17 protein-coding genes, 1 tRNA gene and 1 pseudogene are annotated in these 18,763 nt (G+C 57.7%); 7 read left to right on the top strand and 12 right to left on the bottom strand.

Features of this window, described 5'->3' with window-relative positions:
- Positions 1–3 precede the first annotated feature (3 nt).
- Both ACQR3R_RS01385 and arsH read left to right on the top strand, forming a co-directional pair.
- A complete protein-coding gene (locus ACQR3R_RS01385; protein WP_428270105.1) occupies positions 4–474 on the top strand; it encodes an arsenate reductase/protein-tyrosine-phosphatase family protein in 471 nt (156 codons plus the stop codon).
- A gap of 9 nt (positions 475–483) precedes the next feature.
- Positions 484–1,182 (top strand): arsenical resistance protein ArsH, encoded by a 699-nt coding sequence (arsH, locus tag ACQR3R_RS01380; RefSeq protein WP_428270104.1) that lies wholly within the window; start codon positions 484–486, stop codon positions 1,180–1,182.
- A 137-nt stretch (positions 1,183–1,319) separates the two neighbouring features.
- On the opposite strand, the gene ACQR3R_RS01375 is transcribed toward arsH, so the two are convergent.
- A tRNA-Ser gene (locus tag ACQR3R_RS01375) sits at positions 1,320–1,409 on the bottom strand.
- Positions 1,410–1,716: 307 nt separating this feature from the next.
- Here ACQR3R_RS01375 and ACQR3R_RS01370 point away from each other — a divergent pair.
- From ACQR3R_RS01370 to ACQR3R_RS01360, 3 genes are all read left to right on the top strand, one after another.
- Positions 1,717–2,406, top strand: a complete 690-nt coding sequence (locus ACQR3R_RS01370) for a crotonase/enoyl-CoA hydratase family protein (RefSeq protein WP_428270103.1) — start codon at positions 1,717–1,719, stop codon at positions 2,404–2,406.
- A gap of 214 nt (positions 2,407–2,620) precedes the next feature.
- A complete protein-coding gene (locus ACQR3R_RS01365) occupies positions 2,621–3,343 on the top strand; it encodes a 1-acylglycerol-3-phosphate O-acyltransferase (RefSeq protein WP_428270102.1) in 723 nt (240 codons plus the stop codon).
- A 146-nt stretch (positions 3,344–3,489) separates the two neighbouring features.
- Entirely contained in the window at positions 3,490–4,461 is a 972-nt protein-coding gene (locus ACQR3R_RS01360) for a CorA family divalent cation transporter (RefSeq protein ID WP_428270101.1), read from the top strand.
- 47 nt (positions 4,462–4,508) lie between these two features.
- On the opposite strand, the gene ACQR3R_RS01355 is transcribed toward ACQR3R_RS01360, so the two are convergent.
- From ACQR3R_RS01355 to ACQR3R_RS01345, 3 genes are all read right to left on the bottom strand, one after another.
- Positions 4,509–5,231, bottom strand: a complete 723-nt coding sequence (locus tag ACQR3R_RS01355; protein WP_428270100.1) for an amidotransferase — start codon at positions 5,229–5,231, stop codon at positions 4,509–4,511.
- Between the two features lie 95 nt (positions 5,232–5,326).
- Positions 5,327–7,468, bottom strand: coding sequence for a 3-hydroxyacyl-CoA dehydrogenase NAD-binding domain-containing protein (locus ACQR3R_RS01350; protein WP_428270099.1), 2,142 nt, complete (start codon positions 7,466–7,468; stop codon positions 5,327–5,329).
- A 24-nt stretch (positions 7,469–7,492) separates the two neighbouring features.
- Positions 7,493–8,698 carry an acetyl-CoA C-acetyltransferase gene (locus tag ACQR3R_RS01345; RefSeq protein WP_428270098.1) on the bottom strand — a complete coding sequence of 402 codons (1,206 nt, stop codon included), beginning with the start codon at positions 8,696–8,698 and terminating at the stop codon, positions 7,493–7,495.
- Positions 8,699–9,293: 595 nt separating this feature from the next.
- On the opposite strand from ACQR3R_RS01345, the gene ACQR3R_RS01340 reads away from it, so the two are divergent.
- Positions 9,294–10,100, top strand: a complete 807-nt coding sequence (locus ACQR3R_RS01340) for a c-type cytochrome (RefSeq protein ID WP_428270097.1) — start codon at positions 9,294–9,296, stop codon at positions 10,098–10,100.
- 209 nt (positions 10,101–10,309) lie between these two features.
- On the opposite strand, the gene ACQR3R_RS01335 is transcribed toward ACQR3R_RS01340, so the two are convergent.
- From ACQR3R_RS01335 to ACQR3R_RS01300, 8 genes and pseudogenes are all read right to left on the bottom strand, one after another.
- The gene (locus ACQR3R_RS01335; RefSeq protein WP_428270096.1) at positions 10,310–11,125 is read right to left on the bottom strand and encodes a transglutaminase N-terminal domain-containing protein; all 816 of its coding nucleotides are present in this window, start codon (positions 11,123–11,125) and stop codon (positions 10,310–10,312) included.
- Positions 11,122–12,072, bottom strand: coding sequence for an alpha-E domain-containing protein (locus ACQR3R_RS01330; protein ID WP_150630098.1), 951 nt, complete (start codon positions 12,070–12,072; stop codon positions 11,122–11,124). Before ACQR3R_RS01330 ends, ACQR3R_RS01335 begins: the two co-directional genes overlap by 4 nt.
- A gap of 21 nt (positions 12,073–12,093) precedes the next feature.
- Positions 12,094–13,269 (bottom strand): annotated as a pseudogene (locus ACQR3R_RS01325) (circularly permuted type 2 ATP-grasp protein); the annotation flags it as partial.
- A gap of 633 nt (positions 13,270–13,902) precedes the next feature.
- Positions 13,903–14,244, bottom strand: a complete 342-nt coding sequence (locus ACQR3R_RS01320) for a ribonuclease E inhibitor RraB (RefSeq protein ID WP_428270095.1) — start codon at positions 14,242–14,244, stop codon at positions 13,903–13,905.
- 213 nt (positions 14,245–14,457) lie between these two features.
- Positions 14,458–14,691, bottom strand: a complete 234-nt coding sequence (locus ACQR3R_RS01315) for a hypothetical protein (protein WP_428270094.1) — start codon at positions 14,689–14,691, stop codon at positions 14,458–14,460.
- A 230-nt stretch (positions 14,692–14,921) separates the two neighbouring features.
- Positions 14,922–15,797, bottom strand: coding sequence for a polyamine aminopropyltransferase (gene speE, locus ACQR3R_RS01310; protein WP_428270093.1), 876 nt, complete (start codon positions 15,795–15,797; stop codon positions 14,922–14,924).
- Positions 15,798–16,059: 262 nt separating this feature from the next.
- Complete coding sequence (locus ACQR3R_RS01305) at positions 16,060–16,251, bottom strand: PLDc N-terminal domain-containing protein (RefSeq protein WP_428270092.1); 192 nt, start codon at positions 16,249–16,251, stop codon at positions 16,060–16,062.
- An 80-nt stretch (positions 16,252–16,331) separates the two neighbouring features.
- On the bottom strand, positions 16,332–16,862 hold the full coding sequence (locus tag ACQR3R_RS01300; protein WP_428270091.1) for a hypothetical protein: 531 nt from the start codon (positions 16,860–16,862) through the stop codon (positions 16,332–16,334).
- 177 nt (positions 16,863–17,039) lie between these two features.
- Between ACQR3R_RS01300 and ACQR3R_RS01295 the strand changes: the two genes are divergently transcribed.
- Positions 17,040–18,521, top strand: a complete 1,482-nt coding sequence (locus ACQR3R_RS01295) for a methyl-accepting chemotaxis protein (protein ID WP_428270090.1) — start codon at positions 17,040–17,042, stop codon at positions 18,519–18,521.
- Positions 18,522–18,763: the final 242 nt, after the last annotated feature.

Below are 18,763 nucleotides of genomic sequence, written 5' to 3'. Positions count from 1 at the left end.
TCCATGCGAGTCCTGTTCATGTGCACGGCCAACAGCTGTCGCAGTATCTTGTCCGAAGCAGTATTCAATCACTTGGCCCCGGCGGGATTCGAGGCGGTGAGTGCGGGCAGTTTCCCCAAGGGTCAAGTGTTGCCTCGCAGCCTTCTCACGTTACAGCAGGCCTGCATCTCGACTGACGACTTGCACAGCAAAGGTAATGACGCCTTCGAAAGCACCCCGCCAGACATCGTCATCACCGTGTGCGACAAGGCGGCCGGCGAAGCCTGTCCCGTGTACTTCGGCCCGGCCCTGAAATCCCATTGGGGCCTGGAAGATCCGTCCGACGTGCTCGGTAACGAAGCGCTGATCGATGCAGCCTTCCGCTCGACATTGACGACTATCGAGCAACGCTGCAAAGCCTTCCTAGAACTGCCCTTTGCGCGACTCAGCCGCGATCAGCTCAAGCTTGAGCTTGATCGAATTGGTAATCTCTAAGGAGGATTTATGTCAGAACATCTGCCCAACCTCGATCCGAGCCTGTTCAAAGACCTGCAAGCGTCCACTTCAGACAACCACAAACCACGCATTCTTTTGTTGTACGGATCGACCCGCGAACGCTCCTTCAGCCGGCTATTGGTAGAGGAGTCAGCCCGCCTGCTGGAGCACTTTGGAGCCGAGGTGCGTATTTTCAATCCATCCGGTTTGCCGCTCCCAGACGATGCTCCAGTTGAGCATCCAAAGGTGCAAGAGTTGCGCGATTTGGTGATGTGGTCGCAAGGTCAGGTCTGGTGCTCACCGGAGCGTCATGGCGCAATGGCGGCCGTGTTCAAGGCACAAATAGACTGGATTCCACTGGAGTTGGGCGCAGTTCGCCCGACCCAAGGCAAAACACTTGCAGTGATGCAGGTTTGCGGCGGTTCTCAGTCCTTTAATGTCGTCAATCAACTGCGCGTGTTGGGACGTTGGATGCGTATGTTCACCATCCCCAATCAATCCTCGGTGCCTAAGGCTTATATGGAGTTTGATGAAGCCGGGCGGATGAAACCTTCGCCGTTCTACGACCGCGTCGTCGACGTCATGGAAGAACTGGTGAAGTTCACCGTTCTGCTGCGCGACCGCCAGGCTTTTTTGGTGGATCGCTACTCGGAGCGCAAGGAAACCGCCGAGCAACCGATGGATCGTGTTAATCAGCGCTCAATTTGAGGTCGTTATGCCTATTGAAATCAGAATCGCACAGCCCGTGTTCCCATGGATGTTCCCATACAGGCCTTTTTCGACCCTCTGAAAACACAAAACCCCTGAAAACTTTAACGTTTTCAGGGGTTTTGTCGTTCTAAATTTGGCGGTGAAGGAGAGATTCGAACTCTCGATACAATTTCTTGTATACACACTTTCCAGGCGTGCTCCTTAAGCCACTCGGACACTTCACCGTATCTCTTCAAACATATTCAGTCTGTCGAGGCGCGCTAATGTAGTCGAAACCTTTTCTGATGGCAAACTTTTTTTTGAGAATTTTCATGCGCTTAGCGATTTACCGGTTCCGGTGAATTTCCGGTGATGGCAAACCTGCCAAACTCCGGCTTGGCGCCTGCTTCTATAGAGAGGCGCGTGCGCGGCGGGCATGGCGGGCTACGCTTGGCGAGCGGGAAAAACGTGACTGGCGGGTCAGTCACGGCGCTTTACCTGGCTGGCGACGGTGGGTAACGTCTGCCCTACTTTATTGAAAGGAATAGCGTCATGAGTGAGTTGATTTCCTACCATCTCGAAGACGGTATCGCGACCCTGACCTTGAGCAATGGCAAGGTCAATGCCATCTCGCCAGATGTAATTGCTGCCTTTAATACGGCGCTGGACCAAGCGGTGACTGATCGTGCGGTGGTGATCATTACCGGCACTCCCGGCATTCTCTCGGGTGGTTATGATTTGAAGGTAATGACCGCAGGGCCGAGGGAGGCTGTTGCGCTGGTGACTTCCGGTTCTACGCTGGCCCGCCGTTTGCTGTCGCACCCCTTCCCCGTGATCGTCGCTTGCCCAGGGCACGCTGTGGCCAAGGGCGCATTCCTGCTGCTGTCGGTGGATTACCGGATTGGCGTTGAAGGGCCGTTCAGTATCGGCCTTAACGAAGTGCAGATCGGCATGACCATGCACCACGCCGGTATCGAGTTGGCGCGGGACCGTTTAAGCAAAGCGGCATTGCAGCGCTCGGTGATCAACGGCGAAATGTTCAATCCGCAAAGCGCTGTGGACGCTGGTTTCCTCGACGTGGTGGTGTCGGCCGAAGAACTGCAAGGCGCAGCGTTGGCGGCGGCTCGTCAGTTGAAGAAGATCAACATGACGGCTCATAAGAACACCAAGTTGAAAGTGCGCAAGGCACTGCTTGAAACGCTGGATAACGCAATCATCCTGGATCAGGAACACATGGGTTAAGCCCGAACCTGCCCCAGCCAAAAGCCCGACGCTGATGTCGGGCTTTTTTTTGTGTTGATCGTGCTTAAACAGCCTGCACCGCTCTAGCACGTGTGTGCCGGCCTAGCCGGAAACATGTACTCAAACATCGCCTATCTCCCGAGCCGTGGCAGCAATTGCCGAAGACAGTGCACATCCGTACACTGCGCCACCTTTTGTCCCGGTGGGCCTTTAAATGCTGTTCGCGTTTCGTATGTTATTGATGGGCCTGCACTTTATTCTGGCCGGCGTGCTTGGGGTAATCCTTGGCCTGTGCCGGCCGTTCAATCCGGACAACAGCCGGTTATGCGCGCGTCTGTATGCGTGGCCGGCAATGTGTATCTTGCGTTTAAGAGTTAAGGCCGAAGTCGCGCCGCTGATGAACAAGCCCGACAGCTGCGTGATCATCGCCAACCACCAGTCCAACTACGATCTGTTTGTGTTCGGTAACGTAGTGCCTCGCCGCACTGTGTGCATCGGTAAAAAGAGCCTGAAATGGGTGCCGCTGTTTGGCCAATTGTTCTGGCTGGCTGGCAACGTATTGATCGACCGGGGCAATGCGCACAAGGCGCGCCAATCGATGTTGACCACAACCCATACACTGCAAAACGCAGACACTTCTATCTGGGTATTCCCCGAGGGCACGCGCAATTTCGGCGAAGACCTGTTGCCGTTCAAGAAAGGCGCATTTCAGATGGCCATCGCGGCGGGAGTGCCGATTGTGCCGGTCTGTGTCAGCAGCTACGTTAAACACATGCGACTGAACCGCTGGCGCAGCGGCAATATTCTGATCCGCTCGCTGCCGGCGATTCCCACAGCAGGATTGAGCCTGGATGACATGCCGATGCTGATCGCGCAGTGCCAGGACCAGATGCGCGAATGCATCGCCTCGATGGATAAACAGCTGCAAGCCGCTTGAAGAAAAACCCGCCCGGTGCGGATTTTCTTTTGCCTGCGAACTTTGCCTGCGAACTCTGCAGATTTTGCTGACTCTGAACCAGCAGACAAGGCTAAGCTGGACATTGCCTGCCACTGCCATCTGCTAATAAGAAGTGAACCTATATTATGGGTAGAGTTGTTGCTGCTGCGGTTTACAGCGCCGGTAAGAAAGTCACCGATATAACCCTCGACCAAGGCGCAGCCTGGGCTGCGAAACCTGACCACTTTGTCTGGATTGGTCTGGAAGAGCCAAACGCCCAGGAGCTGGCCAACCTGCAACGACAGTTCAACCTGCACGAACTGGCGATCGAAGATGCCCTGGAAAAACACAGCCGACCGAAGCTCGAAACCTTCGGCGATGCGCTGTTCATCGTCACGTACTCGCCGATCCGCGAGGACGGCAATCTGAAGTTCATCGAGACCCATATCTTCGCCGGTAATGGCTACATCATTACCGCGCGTAACGGTCACTCGGCGTCTTACGCTCACGTTCGCCAGCGTTGCGAGGCGCGCCCGCTGTTACTGGAGCACGGCGAAGATTTCGTGCTGTATGCGATCCTCGATTTCGTGATCGAAAACTACCAGCCTGTCGGCGAAGCGATACATGCCGAGATTGATGAGCTGGAGCGTAACGTGCTGTGTAGCGCGTTGAATGAGCGCGATATCCAGAACCTTCACAGCTTGCGGCGCGACGTGCTGCGGTTGCGCCGATACGCGGCGCCAATGGTTGAGATCGGCGAGGAGCTGCAAAAGCTGAGCTTTCCGTTTATTGACAAGAATATGCGTCCGTACTTTCGCGATGTGCAAATCCATGTAACGCGACAGATGGAAGATTTGACGACGCTGGCCGATATCGCCAGCCAGACGATCGAGGTCGGCGTGTTGCTGGAGGCGTCACGCCAGAGCGTGGTGCAGCGCAAATTTGCAGCGTGGGCGGCGATTCTGGCGTTCCCGACAGCGGTGGCCGGGATCTACGGGATGAACTTCCAGAACATGCCGGAGCTGAGCTGGCATTACGGCTACTTTGCGGTGCTGGGATTTATTGCCGTGGGCTGCGTGAGCCTGTGGGCGAGTTTCAAGAAGTCCGGCTGGCTTTAAGACATCATTGTGGCGAGGGAGCTTGCTCCCACGCCACAGGTTTTGTATCAAACGGTCGCGGGCTTATGCGCCACGAATCGCATCATCCATTCGGCAACCGTAGCGCCGTGGTGTTGATGCTCCAGGCTCGCCACACCCTTGGAGTAAACTTGCTCACCCAGCGCTTGCTGACGAATCTCCAGCAGTGCGCGCGAATAATCGTGAATGAACTCCGGGTGCCCCTGGAAGCACAGCACTTGATCGTTGATGTGATACGCGGCGAACGGGCAGAAATCGCTGGAAGCAATGACCGTGGCATTTTCCGGTAACGCCGTGACCTGGTCCTGGTGGCTGATCAACAACGTCAGCTCTTCCACCACCGGGCTCATCCAGGGTGCTTTCGCGGCCAACGTGTAGTTGTGTGTACCGACGCCCCAGCCTTGGGTTGCGCGCTCACTTTTGCCACCCAACAACAACGCCAGCAATTGATGGCCAAAACACACCCCCAACAATTTGTCGCCACGCTCGTAGCGGGTCAGCAGGTAGGCCTTGAGGGTTTCGATCCACGGGTCGGTGCCGAAGGAATCAGCCTTGCTGCCGGTGATCAGATAAGCGTCGAACGTTAGCTCGTCGCTTGGGTATTCGCCCTGCATCACGTTGTACACAGTGAACTCGGCAGCGATGGGTTGCTGCGAAAACAGGCGCTGGAACATCTGCCCGTAACCCTGATATTGATCGACCAGTTCTGGACGCAGGATGTCGGTTTCCAGAATGCAGATGCGTAACGACATAAAAAATACCTGACACGTGAAGGGAATAATGCACACCCCAGAGCCTGCCTTGAAACACCGTGACAAGGCAAGCCCCGCAATGAGCTAAACGTCCCTTAAAACACCTCGCCTTTGGCGGCTTTCTCAAGCAACAGCGCCGGTGGAGCGAACCGTTCACCGTATTGCTCAGCCAGGTATTGCGCCCGCGCGACGAAGTCTTTCACACCGTACTGATTGATAAATTGCAGCGCCCCGCCGGTCCAGGCGGCAAAACCAATGCCGAAAATAGAACCCACGTTGGCGTCCGCCGTCGAGGTCAGAACGCCCTCCTCCACACAGCGCACGGTTTCGAGCGCTTGCACGAACAGCAGCCGATCACGCACATCCTTCGGCGAAATCTGCCCATCGACTTTTTCAAAGCGTTTCTTCAACTCCGGCCACAGCTGTTTTTGCCCGTCCGCCGGGTAATCGTAGAAACCACCGCCAGCAGCCTTGCCCGCACGTTTGTATTCCAGCAGCAGGTCGATCACGGCAAATGCCGGATGAACGTCCATGGTTTTGCCTTCCGCTTGCAGGTCTTTCGCCGTTTGTTGGCGAATGTGGCTCATGAGGCTCAAGGACACTTCGTCTGAGATCGCCAGCGGTCCGATAGGCATGCCCGCTTTGCGCGCCTCGGTCTCGATCATCGGGGCACTCACGCCTTCGCCGAGCATGGCGATGCCTTCGTTGGTAAACGTGCCGAACACTCGCGAGGTAAAAAAGCCGCGGCTGTCGTTGACCACAATCGGGGTTTTCTTGATTTGCAGGACAAAATCGAACCCGCGAGCCAAGGTTTCGTCGCTGGTATTGGCACCCATGATGATCTCCACCAAGGGCATTTTTTCCACCGGGCTGAAGAAATGCAGGCCGATGAACTTACTCTGATCCGGCACCGCGCGTGCGAGGCCGGTAATGGGTAACGTCGAGGTATTGGACGCAATCACCGCCTGCGCGCCAACGACTGCTTGCGCCGCAGACGAGACCTTGGCTTTTAGCTCACGGTCTTCGAACACCGCTTCTATGATCAGATCACAACCCGCCAAGTCAGCATCATTTTCGCTGGTGTGGATTCGCGCCAGAATCGCCTCACGCTGCCCGGTCAACATCTGCCCGCGCGCGACCTTCTTGTCGAGCAATGCAGCCGAGTGGGCCTTGCCCTTTTCTGCTGCCGCCAGGTTGATGTCCTTGAGCACCACGTCAATGCCTGCCGAGGCACTGACAAAAGCAATGCCCGCGCCCATCATTCCGGCGCCAAGCACGCCGACTTTTTGTGTCACAAAAGGCGCAATGCCCTTGGGTCGAGAGCCACCGGCGTTGATTTCGTTGAGCTGAAACCAGAAGGTGCCGATCAGGTTTTTCGAGACCTGACCGGTCGTGAGTTCGGTGAAGTAACGGGTTTCAATCAGGTGCGCCGTGTCGAAATCGACCTGAGCGCCTTCAACGGCTGCGCAGAGGATTTTCTCCGGTGCGGGCAGGCAGCCTTGGGTTTTGCTGCGCAAAATGGACGGTGCAATCGCCAGCATCTGCGCGACTTTCGGATTCGATGGCGTGCCGCCCGGTATCTGGTACCCCTTCACGTCCCAGCGCTGCACCGCGATCGGATTGTCGATGATCCAGGCGCGAGCCTTGCTCAGCAGTTCATCGTGATCGTTGGCCAACGCGTCGATCAATCCCGCTTGCAACGCTTGTTGCGGCCGTACTTTTTTGCCTTCCAGCAGATACGGCAGGGCTTTTTCCAGGCCCAGCATGCGCACCATGCGCACCACACCACCGCCGCCCGGCAGCAAGCCAAGCGTCACTTCCGGCAGCCCGAGTTGTACCGCGGGGTTGTCCAGCGCCACGCGGTGATGGCAGGCGAGGCAGATTTCCCAGCCACCGCCCAGTGCCGCGCCATTGATCGCGGCGACCACCGGTTTACCCAAGGTTTCCAGGGTGCGCAGTTGCCCCTTCAACGTCAGCACCATGCTGTAAAAGTCTGCCGCTTGCGGCTTGCCAACCTTGATCAGCTCATTGAGGTCACCGCCGGCAAAAAAGGTTTTCTTGGCAGAGGTGATGATCACACCGGCAATCGCATCCTTGTCGGCCACCAGCCTGGCGACACAATCGGCCATGGCCTCGCGGTAAACCGCATTCATGGTATTGGCGCTCTGGCCGGGCATGTCGATGGTCAGGAGCACAATCCGGTCCTGACCTTTTTCGTAACGAATGGCTTCGCTCATGTCACTTTTCCTTGAAGTCAGGGCTCAGAGGCGCTCGATGATGGTGGCAATGCCCATACCGCCGCCGACACACAGCGTGGCCAGGCCGTAGCGCAAGCGGCGGGTCTCCAACTCGTCGAGCAGCGTGCCGAGAATTGCGCAACCGGTCGCACCCAACGGATGGCCCATGGCGATGGAGCCGCCATTGACGTTGACCTTGTCCGGGTCTATTGCCATGTCCTTGATGAATTTCAGCACCACCGAGGCGAACGCCTCGTTGACTTCGAACAGGTCAATGTCTTCAACCCGCAGCCCGGCCTTGACCAGGGCCTTGCGCGTCGCAGGCGCGGGACCGGTGAGCATGATGGTCGGATCCGTGCTCGTCACCGCCGTCGCGACGATGCGCGCCCTTGGTTGCAAACCCAGCTCCCGGCCTTTGGCTTCGGAGCCGATCAGCATCAGCGCTGCGCCATCGACAATCCCGGAACTATTACCCGGTGTGTGCACATGGTTGATCCGTTCCACATGGCTGTAGACCCGCAGCGCGGTGGCATCAAACCCCATTTGCCCCATCATTTCGAAGCTCGGCTTGAGCTTGCCCAGGCCTTCCATCGAGGAATCGGCGCGGATGAACTCATCGTGATCCAGCAGGATGATGCCGTTCTGGTCCTGCACCGGCACCAGCGACTTGCTGAATGAACCGTTCGCCCGCGCCCGCGCAGCCTTCTGTTGAGAGTGCAGCGCGTAGGCATCAACGTCTTCACGGCTGAAGCCTTCCAGCGTGGCGATCAAGTCGGCGCCTACACCCTGCGGGGTGAAATGGCTGTGCAGATTAGTGGCGGGGTCCAGCGCCCAAGCGCCACCGTCGCTGCCCATCGGCACGCGCGACATGGACTCGACGCCGCCGACCACTACCAGGTCTTCAAAGCCTGAGCGAACTTTCATTGCCCCGAGGTTCACCGCCTCCAGGCCCGACGCGCAGAAACGATTGATTTGCACACCCGCCACGCTTACGTCCCAATCGGCAACTTGCGTGGCCGTTTTGGCAATGTCCGCCCCTTGATCGCCAACGGGCGTCACGCAGCCGAGCACGACATCGTCAACCTGACGGGTGTCGAGCGAGGTGCGCTGCTGCAAAGCCGTGAGCAACCCGGCGACCAGGTCCACCGGTTTAACGCTGTGTAGCGCGCCATCAGCCTTGCCTTTGCCACGCGGCGTGCGTGACGCGTCGAAAATCATAGCTTGGGTCATGACGTCCTCGAACCTGGCCGTGGGAGTTATTGTTGAGCTCCCACCTTAGGCTCAGCGGTCGCGTATTCAATGACCGCAGCGCTCATCGGCGTTGACGGACACGCTCAGACGAACGGTAGCAAGCTATCAGGTTAACCGTTTCAGGTCGTCGAGCCGTCTAGCAATAGGGCGTCAAAGGAGCTGGCAATAGGCCTCATGCGTTTTTTAACGCTATTAACGTTAACTCCATACGAAATGGATCTAAGCCACGAGCTGCGTGGGCCCTAAGGTGAATATGTACGAAGTTGCCGTCGGGTTTTGCCGAGGCTCTCGTCTTACAGGAAGTGCAGCGCTCTGCCGTCATGGAGATATGCAGGCAGGCATCAGGAAATAACAAAAAAGGCGGCCAAGCCATGTTCAAACATTCGAAAGTACGTCAAGCAGGACTCATTCTTTTCGCCACTACGCTGTTGTTGATATTGCCGAACCTAACCAAGGTGATCGGCTAAAACAGCACCATTTTATATCGCCTGATTAATATGTGACTGGCTCGCTGTTCGAGCCAGCGTGGGTGTGCCAACCTTTACGGCATTCTCACGACATGGACGGCGATTATTTGAAAACGCTTATTCTGCTCGGGGCCTTGCTGCTCAGCTCGCCCGTCTATGCCGCACAGCTGAATCTGGAGCTGGGCGCGAACAGTCGCACCTGGCAGACCGAGGAGCTGCTCAAGCATCCTCAAGCCCAGACCATCAAAGTCCGCGACGACGTTTCCTACAAACGCGAGATGAACTACAGAGCCGTGCCGCTGGCTGCATTGTTGACCGGCATTAAAGCCGAAGATCACTTGCAAGCCGTGGCGCTGGATGGGTTCGCCGCAGAGTTATCGGCAGCACCGTTGCTCAATATCAAAGGGGCGAGAGCGTGGCTGGCGATCGAAGACCCGGCCAATCCATGGCCGGCCTTATCGAAAGGCAAACCGAGTGCCGGGCCGTTTTACTTGGTTTGGACCGATCCGCAGGCGGGCGATATCAGCCCGGAACAGTGGCCATTTCAAGTGGCGAGCATTAAGCGCATGGCCCCCGTCGCGGAGCGCTTCCCTGCCCTGCTGCCGGATCCGTCACTCAAGGCTGACGATCCGGTGAACCTGGGTTTCGCCCTGTTTCAGAGAAACTGCCTGGCCTGCCATCGACTCAACGGCGCAGGCGATGCGCAGTTCGGGCCGGATTTGAACATTCCATTTAACCCGACCGAATACTTCGGCATGGATTTTTTGAAGCGTTATATCCGCGATCCGCAGAGTTTGCGCCAGTGGCCACAAGCGAAAATGCCGGGGTTTACCGCGCAGGTGTTACCGGATGCGGATCTGGACAGGCTGGTGGCGTATTTGCAGCACATGGCTGGACGCAAGGTTAAGCCCTGACGCCATTCCCGTGTAGGAGCTGGCTTGCCAGCGATGGCGTCTTCAGAGTCGCCATCACCGGCAAGCCGGTTTCCTACGGGATTTGTGTTCGAGGCATCAATCTCGGTATGCGCCGCCGACCCGTAGGAGTCTGGCTTGCCAGCGATGGCGTCTTCGGAATCGCCATCACCCCAGCGCCATCGCCATCGCATCGCCATCGCTGTCCAGGATTACTGCTGCTGGACCGAGATCACGGGCGTTGGCATCGGTGTTGGCGATACGAATACTTTGGCGTGCATCTGCTCGCAGCCACCACCACGGCGCATGCCGCGCACCGGGCAGGCGTCCAGGTAATCCAGGCCCACCGCCAGTTTCAAATGACGCTCCGGGCGCGCCAATTGATTGGTCACGTCAAAGCTGTACCAGGCGTCATCCAGCCAGGCTTCTGCCCAGGCGTGGCTGGCCAGGTGTTCGCTGTTTTCGCTGTACAAATAACCCGACACATATCGCGAAGGAACGCCTAGGCTGCGGGCACAGGCGAGGAAGGCGTGAGCGTGGTCCTGGCAAACGCCCGAGCGCCCGGCAAATGCTTGCGCGGCACTGGTGTCGACTTCGGTAGAGCCTGGTGTGTAAGTCATGTGCTGGTTCAAGCCATGCATCAAATCGATCAGCGCCGTGCGGTCGCGACGCTTTTTACATTCCTTTTCGGCGAACGCGCGCAAGGCCTCATCCGGCTCCGTCAGGCGTGTGAAGCGCAGGAATGGCAGCGCCGACTGGCTCTCGTGTTCGGCTTCGCGCAGTTCATCGATATCAACCTGGCCACGGGCGCCAATGATGATGGCCTCGTGCGGTTCATCCATGGTCAACACGTGCAGGATGTTGCCGAACGGATCAAGTTGCGCGCGCACCGGACGCGGCAAATCGAGCTGCCAGCTCAGAACGTGCTGGCGTTCGCTGTCGTGAGGTGTCAGTCGCAGGTACTGGATGCTCGCCCGCACCTGATCTTCGTAGTGATAGGTGGTTTCGTGGCTAATGGAAAGTCTCATGCAGCCTCCAGGTATGAACTGTGTATGGCGTTACCCAACTGGCGCACCAGCGGGATGAATTCGGTCAGCCAGGCATGCAGGCCTTCGTCGAGAATTTCGTTGATGCCGGTGTAGCGCAGTCGTGCGTCCATCTCCGCTGCCAAGCGCTGTGCCGGACGGCCATTGGCCCCCGGCAACTGGGCGAGGATCTGGTCGATTTCTTCGGTGCAGGCGCGCAAGGAACGCGGCACGTCGGCACGTAATAACAGCAATTCGGCCACATGCCGTGCGCCGGGCGCGTCGCGATAAATCTCGGTGTAAGCCTCGAAAGAGGACAACGCCCGCAACAACGCGCTCCATTGGTAATAAGCGTGGGCCGTGCCGTCACTGACCGCTTCCGCCTGGTCGCCTGCCATTTCGTAACGGGCGTCGAGCAGGCGTAACGTGTTGTCGGCCCTTTCAATAAACGTCCCCAGACGAATGAAGCGAAACGCATCGTTGCGCATGATCGTGCCGTAGGAAGCGCCGCGAAACAGGTGGGAACGTTCCTTGATCCACTCGCAAAAACGACTCATGCCGTAGCGACTCAAGCCTTGTTCGGCAATCCCGCGGATCTCCAGCCACGTGGCGTTGATGTTTTCCCACATGTCGGCGGTAATTCGCCCACGCACCGCATGCGCACTGGCCCGTGCAGACCCCAGGCAACTGTAGATGCTCGCGGGGTTCGCCGCATCGAGGGCGAAAAAGTGCAGCAGGCGTTCGGCATGCAACTCGCCGTGACGTTCCAGGTAATCGTCCAGCGTGCCGGTAATCAGCAGCGGCATGGCCAGTTCATGCAAGCCGTCACCGCGACCATCCTGCGGCATCAGCGACAGCGAATAACTGATGTCGAGCATCCGTGCGAGGTTTTCCGCCCGCTCCAGGTAACGCGACATCCAATACAAATCCGAGGCAGTTCTACTTAACATGGCAGGCTTCCTTCAATCCTCGACCACCCAGGTGTCCTTGGTGCCGCCGCCCTGGGATGAGTTCACCACCAGAGAGCCTTCACGCAGGGCAACGCGCGTCAAACCGCCCGGTACAACCCGGGTTTCTCGGCCAGACAATACAAACGGACGCAGATCGATATGGCGTGGAGCGATGCCGTTCTCGACAAAGGTCGGACACGTCGACAGGGACAGCGTCGGTTGCGCGATGTACGCGTGCGGCTTGGCTTTGATCCGGGCACGAAACGACTCGATTTCCGCCGCGGTCGCCGCCGGCCCCACCAACATTCCGTAACCGCCGGAGCCCTGGGTTTCCTTGACCACCAGATCTGGAAGATTCGCCAATACGTGGGAAAGTTCAGAAGGATTACGGCACTGGAACGTAGGAACGTTCTTCAGGATCGGCTCTTCGTCCAGGTAAAAACGGATCATGTCGGTTACAAACGGGTACACCGACTTGTCATCCGCGACCCCGGTGCCGATGGCGTTCGCCAGCACCACGTTGCCCGAGCGGTAGGAAGACAATAGCCCAGGAACGCCCAGCATTGAATCCGGGTTGAAGGCCAGCGGATCGAGGAAAGCATCATCGAGACGCCGGTAGATCACGTCGACCGCTTTTGGCCCGTCAGTGGTGCGCATGAACACCTTGTCGTCACGCACAAACAGATCCGCGCCCTCCACCAGTTCGACGCCCATTTCCCGAGCCAGGAATGCATGCTCGAAAAACGCACTGTTGAAGCGCCCCGGCGTCAGCACCACCACACTCGGGTTATCGATCGGGCTGGAGCTTTTCAGCGTGTCCAGGAGCAAATTCGGGTAGTGATCGATGGGCGCGATGCGTTGGGCGGCGAACAACTCGGGGAACAACCGCATCATCATCTTGCGGTCTTCGAGCATGTAACTCACGCCGCTCGGTGTACGAAGGTTGTCTTCAAGCACGTAGTACGTGCCGTCACCATCACGCACCAAATCGACGCCGGAGATGTGGGAATAAATATCCCGGTGCAGGTCCAGGCCTTGCATCGCCAACTGATATTGCTCATTGGCCAGCACTTGCTCAGCCGGAATAATCCCGGCCTTGATGATGCGCTGCTCGTGATACAGGTCGGCGAGAAACATGTTCAACGCCTTGACCCGCTGGATGCAGCCACGTTCGACGATCCGCCATTCACTGGCGGGGATGCTGCGTGGAATGGTGTCGAAGGGAATCAGGCGCTCTGTCCCTTGCTCATCGCCGTACAGCGTGAAAGTAATCCCGGCGCGATGAAATAACAGATCGGCCTCGCGTCGCCGTTGTGCCAGAAGCTCGTCAGGCGTTTCGGACAACCAACGGGCAAACTCCCGGTAATGCGGGCGGACCAAGCCGCCGGCATCGTACATCTCATCAAAATAGGTGCGGATCATGCCGTACTCCTTGTCACCCGGACATCTAGGCATCGCAAGGCCCGTGCCATCGGCATAAACGCTTTTATTTCAATCAGTTGGATAAACGCCTCGCAGACGCCGCACCATTCCTGTGCGGCAAATGCCCCAACCTGATCGCCCCCGCCTCATTGCGAAGCAATGCTTTGGCCTATCACCAGCATAGTCAGAGTTGATTTCACTGCGCGGCGGTCAATGCGGATAATCGGCACATTCGCTGAATCAGCGACTGCTCTTCCCTTTTAGCCACCTGCTTTGGTGGCTTTTTTTTGGCAAAAAACGCTGCTTGGTGTGATTCGACAGCGGCTACAGCGGATTTTTCAAAAGCCGAAAACGAAAACGGCCAACCCGAAGGTCAGCCGTTGCTGCGTGTTGTTGCTGTTCATAGTGTTATGCGAGTGGCCCTCGTACCTCCTGCTTGACGCCCCATCCTTCAATGATGCCGCCCAGAGGCTCGACCACCGCCTCGAAACCCTGCTCAAAGTCGCCAATGCCGTCGTAGGTGGCGTACATCACTTTGCTCAGTTCCAGGTACCACGCGCCGTCATCACGCACGCTGATTTGTGCATTCAACGACTCACCACAGTAATGCCCTGCCGCCCTGCGTGCCCGCTCCTCGTCCGGGAAAATGGCGTAGAACTCGATGGGATGGAACCGTGAAAAGTCAAAACCGCCTTCTTTCATGCGGCGCAGCACGCTGCTGCTGATGTCTTCTTGATAGGCTGTGCTCATGAAACGTCCCCCTCAAATTGATGGATAGACTTTCCGTTTTCCCTGCGCTCACAACCGATTGGCGAGAGCGATTCGGCAACGATGTTGCCGATGGGAAGCAAGCATGTAGCTGACAAGACCAGACCTTAGCGATCCATTCGCTGATCTCGCTTGCAGAGTAGCCCCAAGTGGAAGCTGCTGCCAAGGCCTGGTTTTAATTGTGACAGGATAGGTTCAGACAGGCGTAATGCCGAGGATTTGAATGCTGTTCTGGGTCTTCAGACTTTTGACGCTGGCATCAGCGGTGCGCCCTTCCAGATCATTCAGATCCAGTTCGGCCGCGACAGGAAGTAACCGGGACTTGATGAGTTTGGCTGCGTGCTCGTTATCCGGGCACTCGTCGCACTCAAACACCTCATCGAGCGTTTCGCCATGATCATCCACGAAAGTGATCTTCCACTTTTGCATCGGTGCCTCCTCGAACAAACCCGCAAATGGGCTTACATCTATCTGGACTTTTGCCTCGGGTGAACGTTCAACCGATTGCGTTCGCAGCACATGAAAATACTGGATTAATTGTGGAAGCGAGCCTGCTCGCGATGGAGGTGAACGGTACCGCGTTTTTTCTGGAAAAAAGCGGCGCCGTCAAGTTCATCGCGAGCAGGCTCGCTCTCATAGGTAACTGCGTCGGCTCAGGCTCAGTCGTTACTTGGCTTATTCACAGCCTGCAACACGTACTGCGGCAAGGCGAAGGCGCCGATGTGGATTTCCGGGTTGTAGTAGCGAGTGATGATGCCGCTACCGGCGAAACGCTGTTGCAGGGTTTCACGCGACAACTTGCGATACGCGGTGTTGGTCGCGCCCCAGGCGAAGGTCATCGAGCCGCCGATGTAGGTCGGCACGGCGGCTTGATAGAAATGCCAGTCCGGAAACAGGCTGCGCAGGCGGCCGGCGGTGGTTTTGACTTCTTCGATTTGCATGAACGGCGTGCCGTTCTGGGTCACCAGAATGCCGCCCTCATTCAGGCAGCGACGGCAGGCCTGGTAGAAGTTCTCGGAGAACAGGACTTCACCCGGACCAATCGGGTCGGTGGAGTCAGAGATGATCACGTCAAACTTTTCGGTGGTGGTCGAAACGAAGCGCATGCCGTCGTCGATGACCAGGTTCAGGCGCGGATCGTCGAACGAACCTTTGGAGTGGTTCGGCAGGAATTCCTTGCACATTTCGACCACGGTGCCGTCGATCTCGACCATCGTGATGTGTTCGATACTGCCGTGCTTGGCGACTTCACGCAGCATGCCGCCGTCGCCACCACCGATGATCAATACTCGTTTGGCTGTGCCGTGCGCGAGGATCGGCACGTGGGTGAGCATCTCGTGGTAAATGAATTCGTCGGCTTCGGTGGTCTGGATAACGCCGTCCAGCGCCATCACCCGGCCCATGCGCGGGTTCTCGAAGATCACCAGGTGCTGGTGTTCGGTGCGCACTTCGTGCAGCAGTTTTTCCATGCGAAAACGCTGGCCGTAGCCTTCGTAGAGGGTTTCCAGGTATTCGCTGGTGTGGGTAGTGCTCATGGGAAGTGCTCCGATGAATGCGGCGGCAACGGACGGTTACCCGCCCATGATGGCCAATCGAGAATCGCGATTGCCCGGGAAAGGCGCGCATTCTACGTCGCAGAACATGACAGGTCGAACCTTCCTCATAAGTACGCACAGAACAATGTGGGAGCGAGCCTGCTCGCGCTGACGGCGGCACATTCAGTCAAAATGTTGCTGACAGTCAGCTATCGCGCGCAGGCTCGCGCCCACCGGTTCGGTGTGAATGGCGCGAATGCAGTCAGATTCGAACGTTACCGCGTGGCCCGGCGATGGCCCAGATGATCAGGCCCAATACCGGCAGCAGCACGATCAGCAGCACCCAGATGATTTTCATCCCGGTTTCGGCGCCACTTTTCAGTACGTTGATGATTGCCCAGATATCGAGGGCCAGAATGATCAGGCCGATCAGGCCGTTAAACGTGGAACCCATGGTGACGCTCCCTATCAGTGGTATGCACTCTTAGGATAGTCGGCCATTGCGAGGGTTCCGTTTTATTAGCGTTTAAACCTTTAAACGTGAATCGCGACCTTAAGCGCTTCCAGCGACGGTGCGGCGCTGATGCCTACCTGTGCGCACAACTCAAGGACACGTGGCACGTCGTTGCCGTACACCAGCACCACTTGCAACTCGTCATCGAGCAACTGGCTGAAGTTCATCAGCACGTAGCCACCGTTTTCCTTGTTCATACTGCCCATTTGCACCTGAATGCGATTGAGCGCGGTCAGGGCTTCGGTTTTTGCCAGTTGCTTGGGCTTGATGTTGAAGTCTACGCCTGGGCCGAACGAAGCCACGATTTGCGCAAACAGGTCCACGTAGGTGTCGGCCTGAAACAGCACGGTTTCGGGAAGGCTGCCGACCACCACCCACTCGCCCAGCGGAATCGGGAAAGTCTCGTCGAAGTTGATGTCTGGATTGGCCGTCAGAAAGGCTTGCGGATCGGCGTAGGCCTGCGCAGCCTCGTCAGCGACTTTGATGATTTCGTCATCGCTCATGCACCCGGAGCTGATTTTGCTGATGAGTTCGACGAGTGCGGCTTTCATGGGACGGAATCCTGTAGCGAGGGAATTTTGAAGCCGCGAAGGATAGCGCAAAACGCCCGGCAATGGCTGCGTGGCCACGTGGCGAGGAAGTTGACCCACATCAACAGCAGGCGAACTGGATAGCGGCACAATGCTGGCACCTTGCCAATGCTGTTTCCGCTATCAGAGAAAACCTCCATGGGTGCCTGGCTTAGCAATATCTCGCTGAAATATAAATTCTGGGCGGTCAATGCGGTCGCCTTCGTCACGACGTTGTTGCTGGTGTTGTACGCCGTGCAGCTCGAACAACAGGCTCGTAGCCAAGCGTCCCAGGCTTCTGCTCAGGCACAGGCGCGACTGCTCGGCGCCTGGCCGCCCGGGCAACCGCTGCCCAACGTCGACAATGTGTTGACGTTCAGCGGTGCGCAGGCGCCGGTGTTGAACCAGCAGCCACTGCTTGAACTGACCGACACCCGTGGCTGGGTTGATATCAACCCGATGCCGTTGCTGGGCGAAAACCCGCTGATGGGCGCTGAGGTGTTCACCCGCGCTGACGGCCAACACGTCGCCGTCATCGCCTATGGCCCAAGCCTGACGCAGGTGTTCGGCGAGCGTTTCGCCCACTACGCAGCGGCGGTGTTGATTTTGATGCTGGCGATGCTCGGCGCTTCGCAATTGTTGATCCGCTTCCTGCTCAGCCAACTCAACACGTTGAAAGACGTGATGCTGCACGTTGAAAAAACCGGTGATCTCGCGGCCCGTGTGCCGCTGGCGGGTACGGATGAAGTCGGTCAGATGGCCAGTGCATTCAACGCGATGCAGGCTGGATATCAACGGGTGGTAAACACTGTTGCCAGCACTGCGCGACAACTGGATGTCGGCGCAGCGCGTCTGGCGTCGAACATGAACGAGGTGCGCCACGGCATGCTCGGCCAGCAAAGTGAAACCGATCAAGCCGCCACAGCAATCAACGAAATGACCGCCACTGTTTATCACATCGCGCAACACGCCGGCGCCACCCGTGACCTCTCGCAAACCGCCGACACTCTGGCCGGCAGCGGGCAGGAAGTGGTGAGCCGCGTGCAGAAGTCGATTGCCGGGTTATCCACAGGCGTGCAACAGACCGCCGAGATGATTCAACGGCTGGCCGAGGACAGTCAGAAAATCAACGGTGTGGTCAGCGTGATTCACAGCATCGCCGAGCAGACCAATCTGCTGGCGTTGAACGCCGCCATCGAAGCGGCCCGGGCCGGGGAAATGGGGCGTGGGTTTGCGGTGGTCGCCGATGAAGTGCGCAACCTGGCCAAACGGGTGCAGGCGTCTACCGACGAAATCACCATCATGGTCACTGCTCTGCAGGCAGGGACGCGCGATGCGGTGGATTTCATGCAGGACAGTTCGTTCAAGGCTGACGACTGCGTGCAACAGGCGCAGGAAGCAGGTGCCGCATTGGCTGAGATCACTGGCGCAGTGGCGCAAATGCGTGAAAGCAATACGCAGATCGCGGTGGCGGCCGAGCAACAGAGCCAGGTTGCGGAAGAAATGAATCGGGCGGTGGTGAGCATTCGCGATGTGACCGAGAACACCGTGGAGCAGACTGTGGAATCGGCGACCACCAGTCATGAGCTGGCGGCGTTGGCTGGAGAGCTGAACAAGGCCATCGGGCAGTTGAAACTTTAAGGGCGACATCGCTGGCAGGCCAGCTCCCACATTGGACTTGTGTGGTTCCCAGGCCAGCTCCCACCGTGGATTTGTGTGGTTCCCAGACCAGATCCCACCTTGGATTTGTGTGGTTCCCAGGCCAGCTCCCACATTGGATTTGCGTGGTTCCCAGGCCAGATCCCACCTTGGATTTGTGTGGTTCCCAGGCCAGATCCCACCTTGGATTTGTGTGGTTCCCAGGCCAGATCCCACCTTGGATT

This window comes from Gordonia sp. IEGM753, from assembly GCF_050321825.1.
Taxonomy (GTDB): domain Bacteria; phylum Pseudomonadota; class Gammaproteobacteria; order Pseudomonadales; family Pseudomonadaceae; genus Aquipseudomonas.
This window is presented reverse-complemented; position numbering and strand designations above follow the sequence as displayed.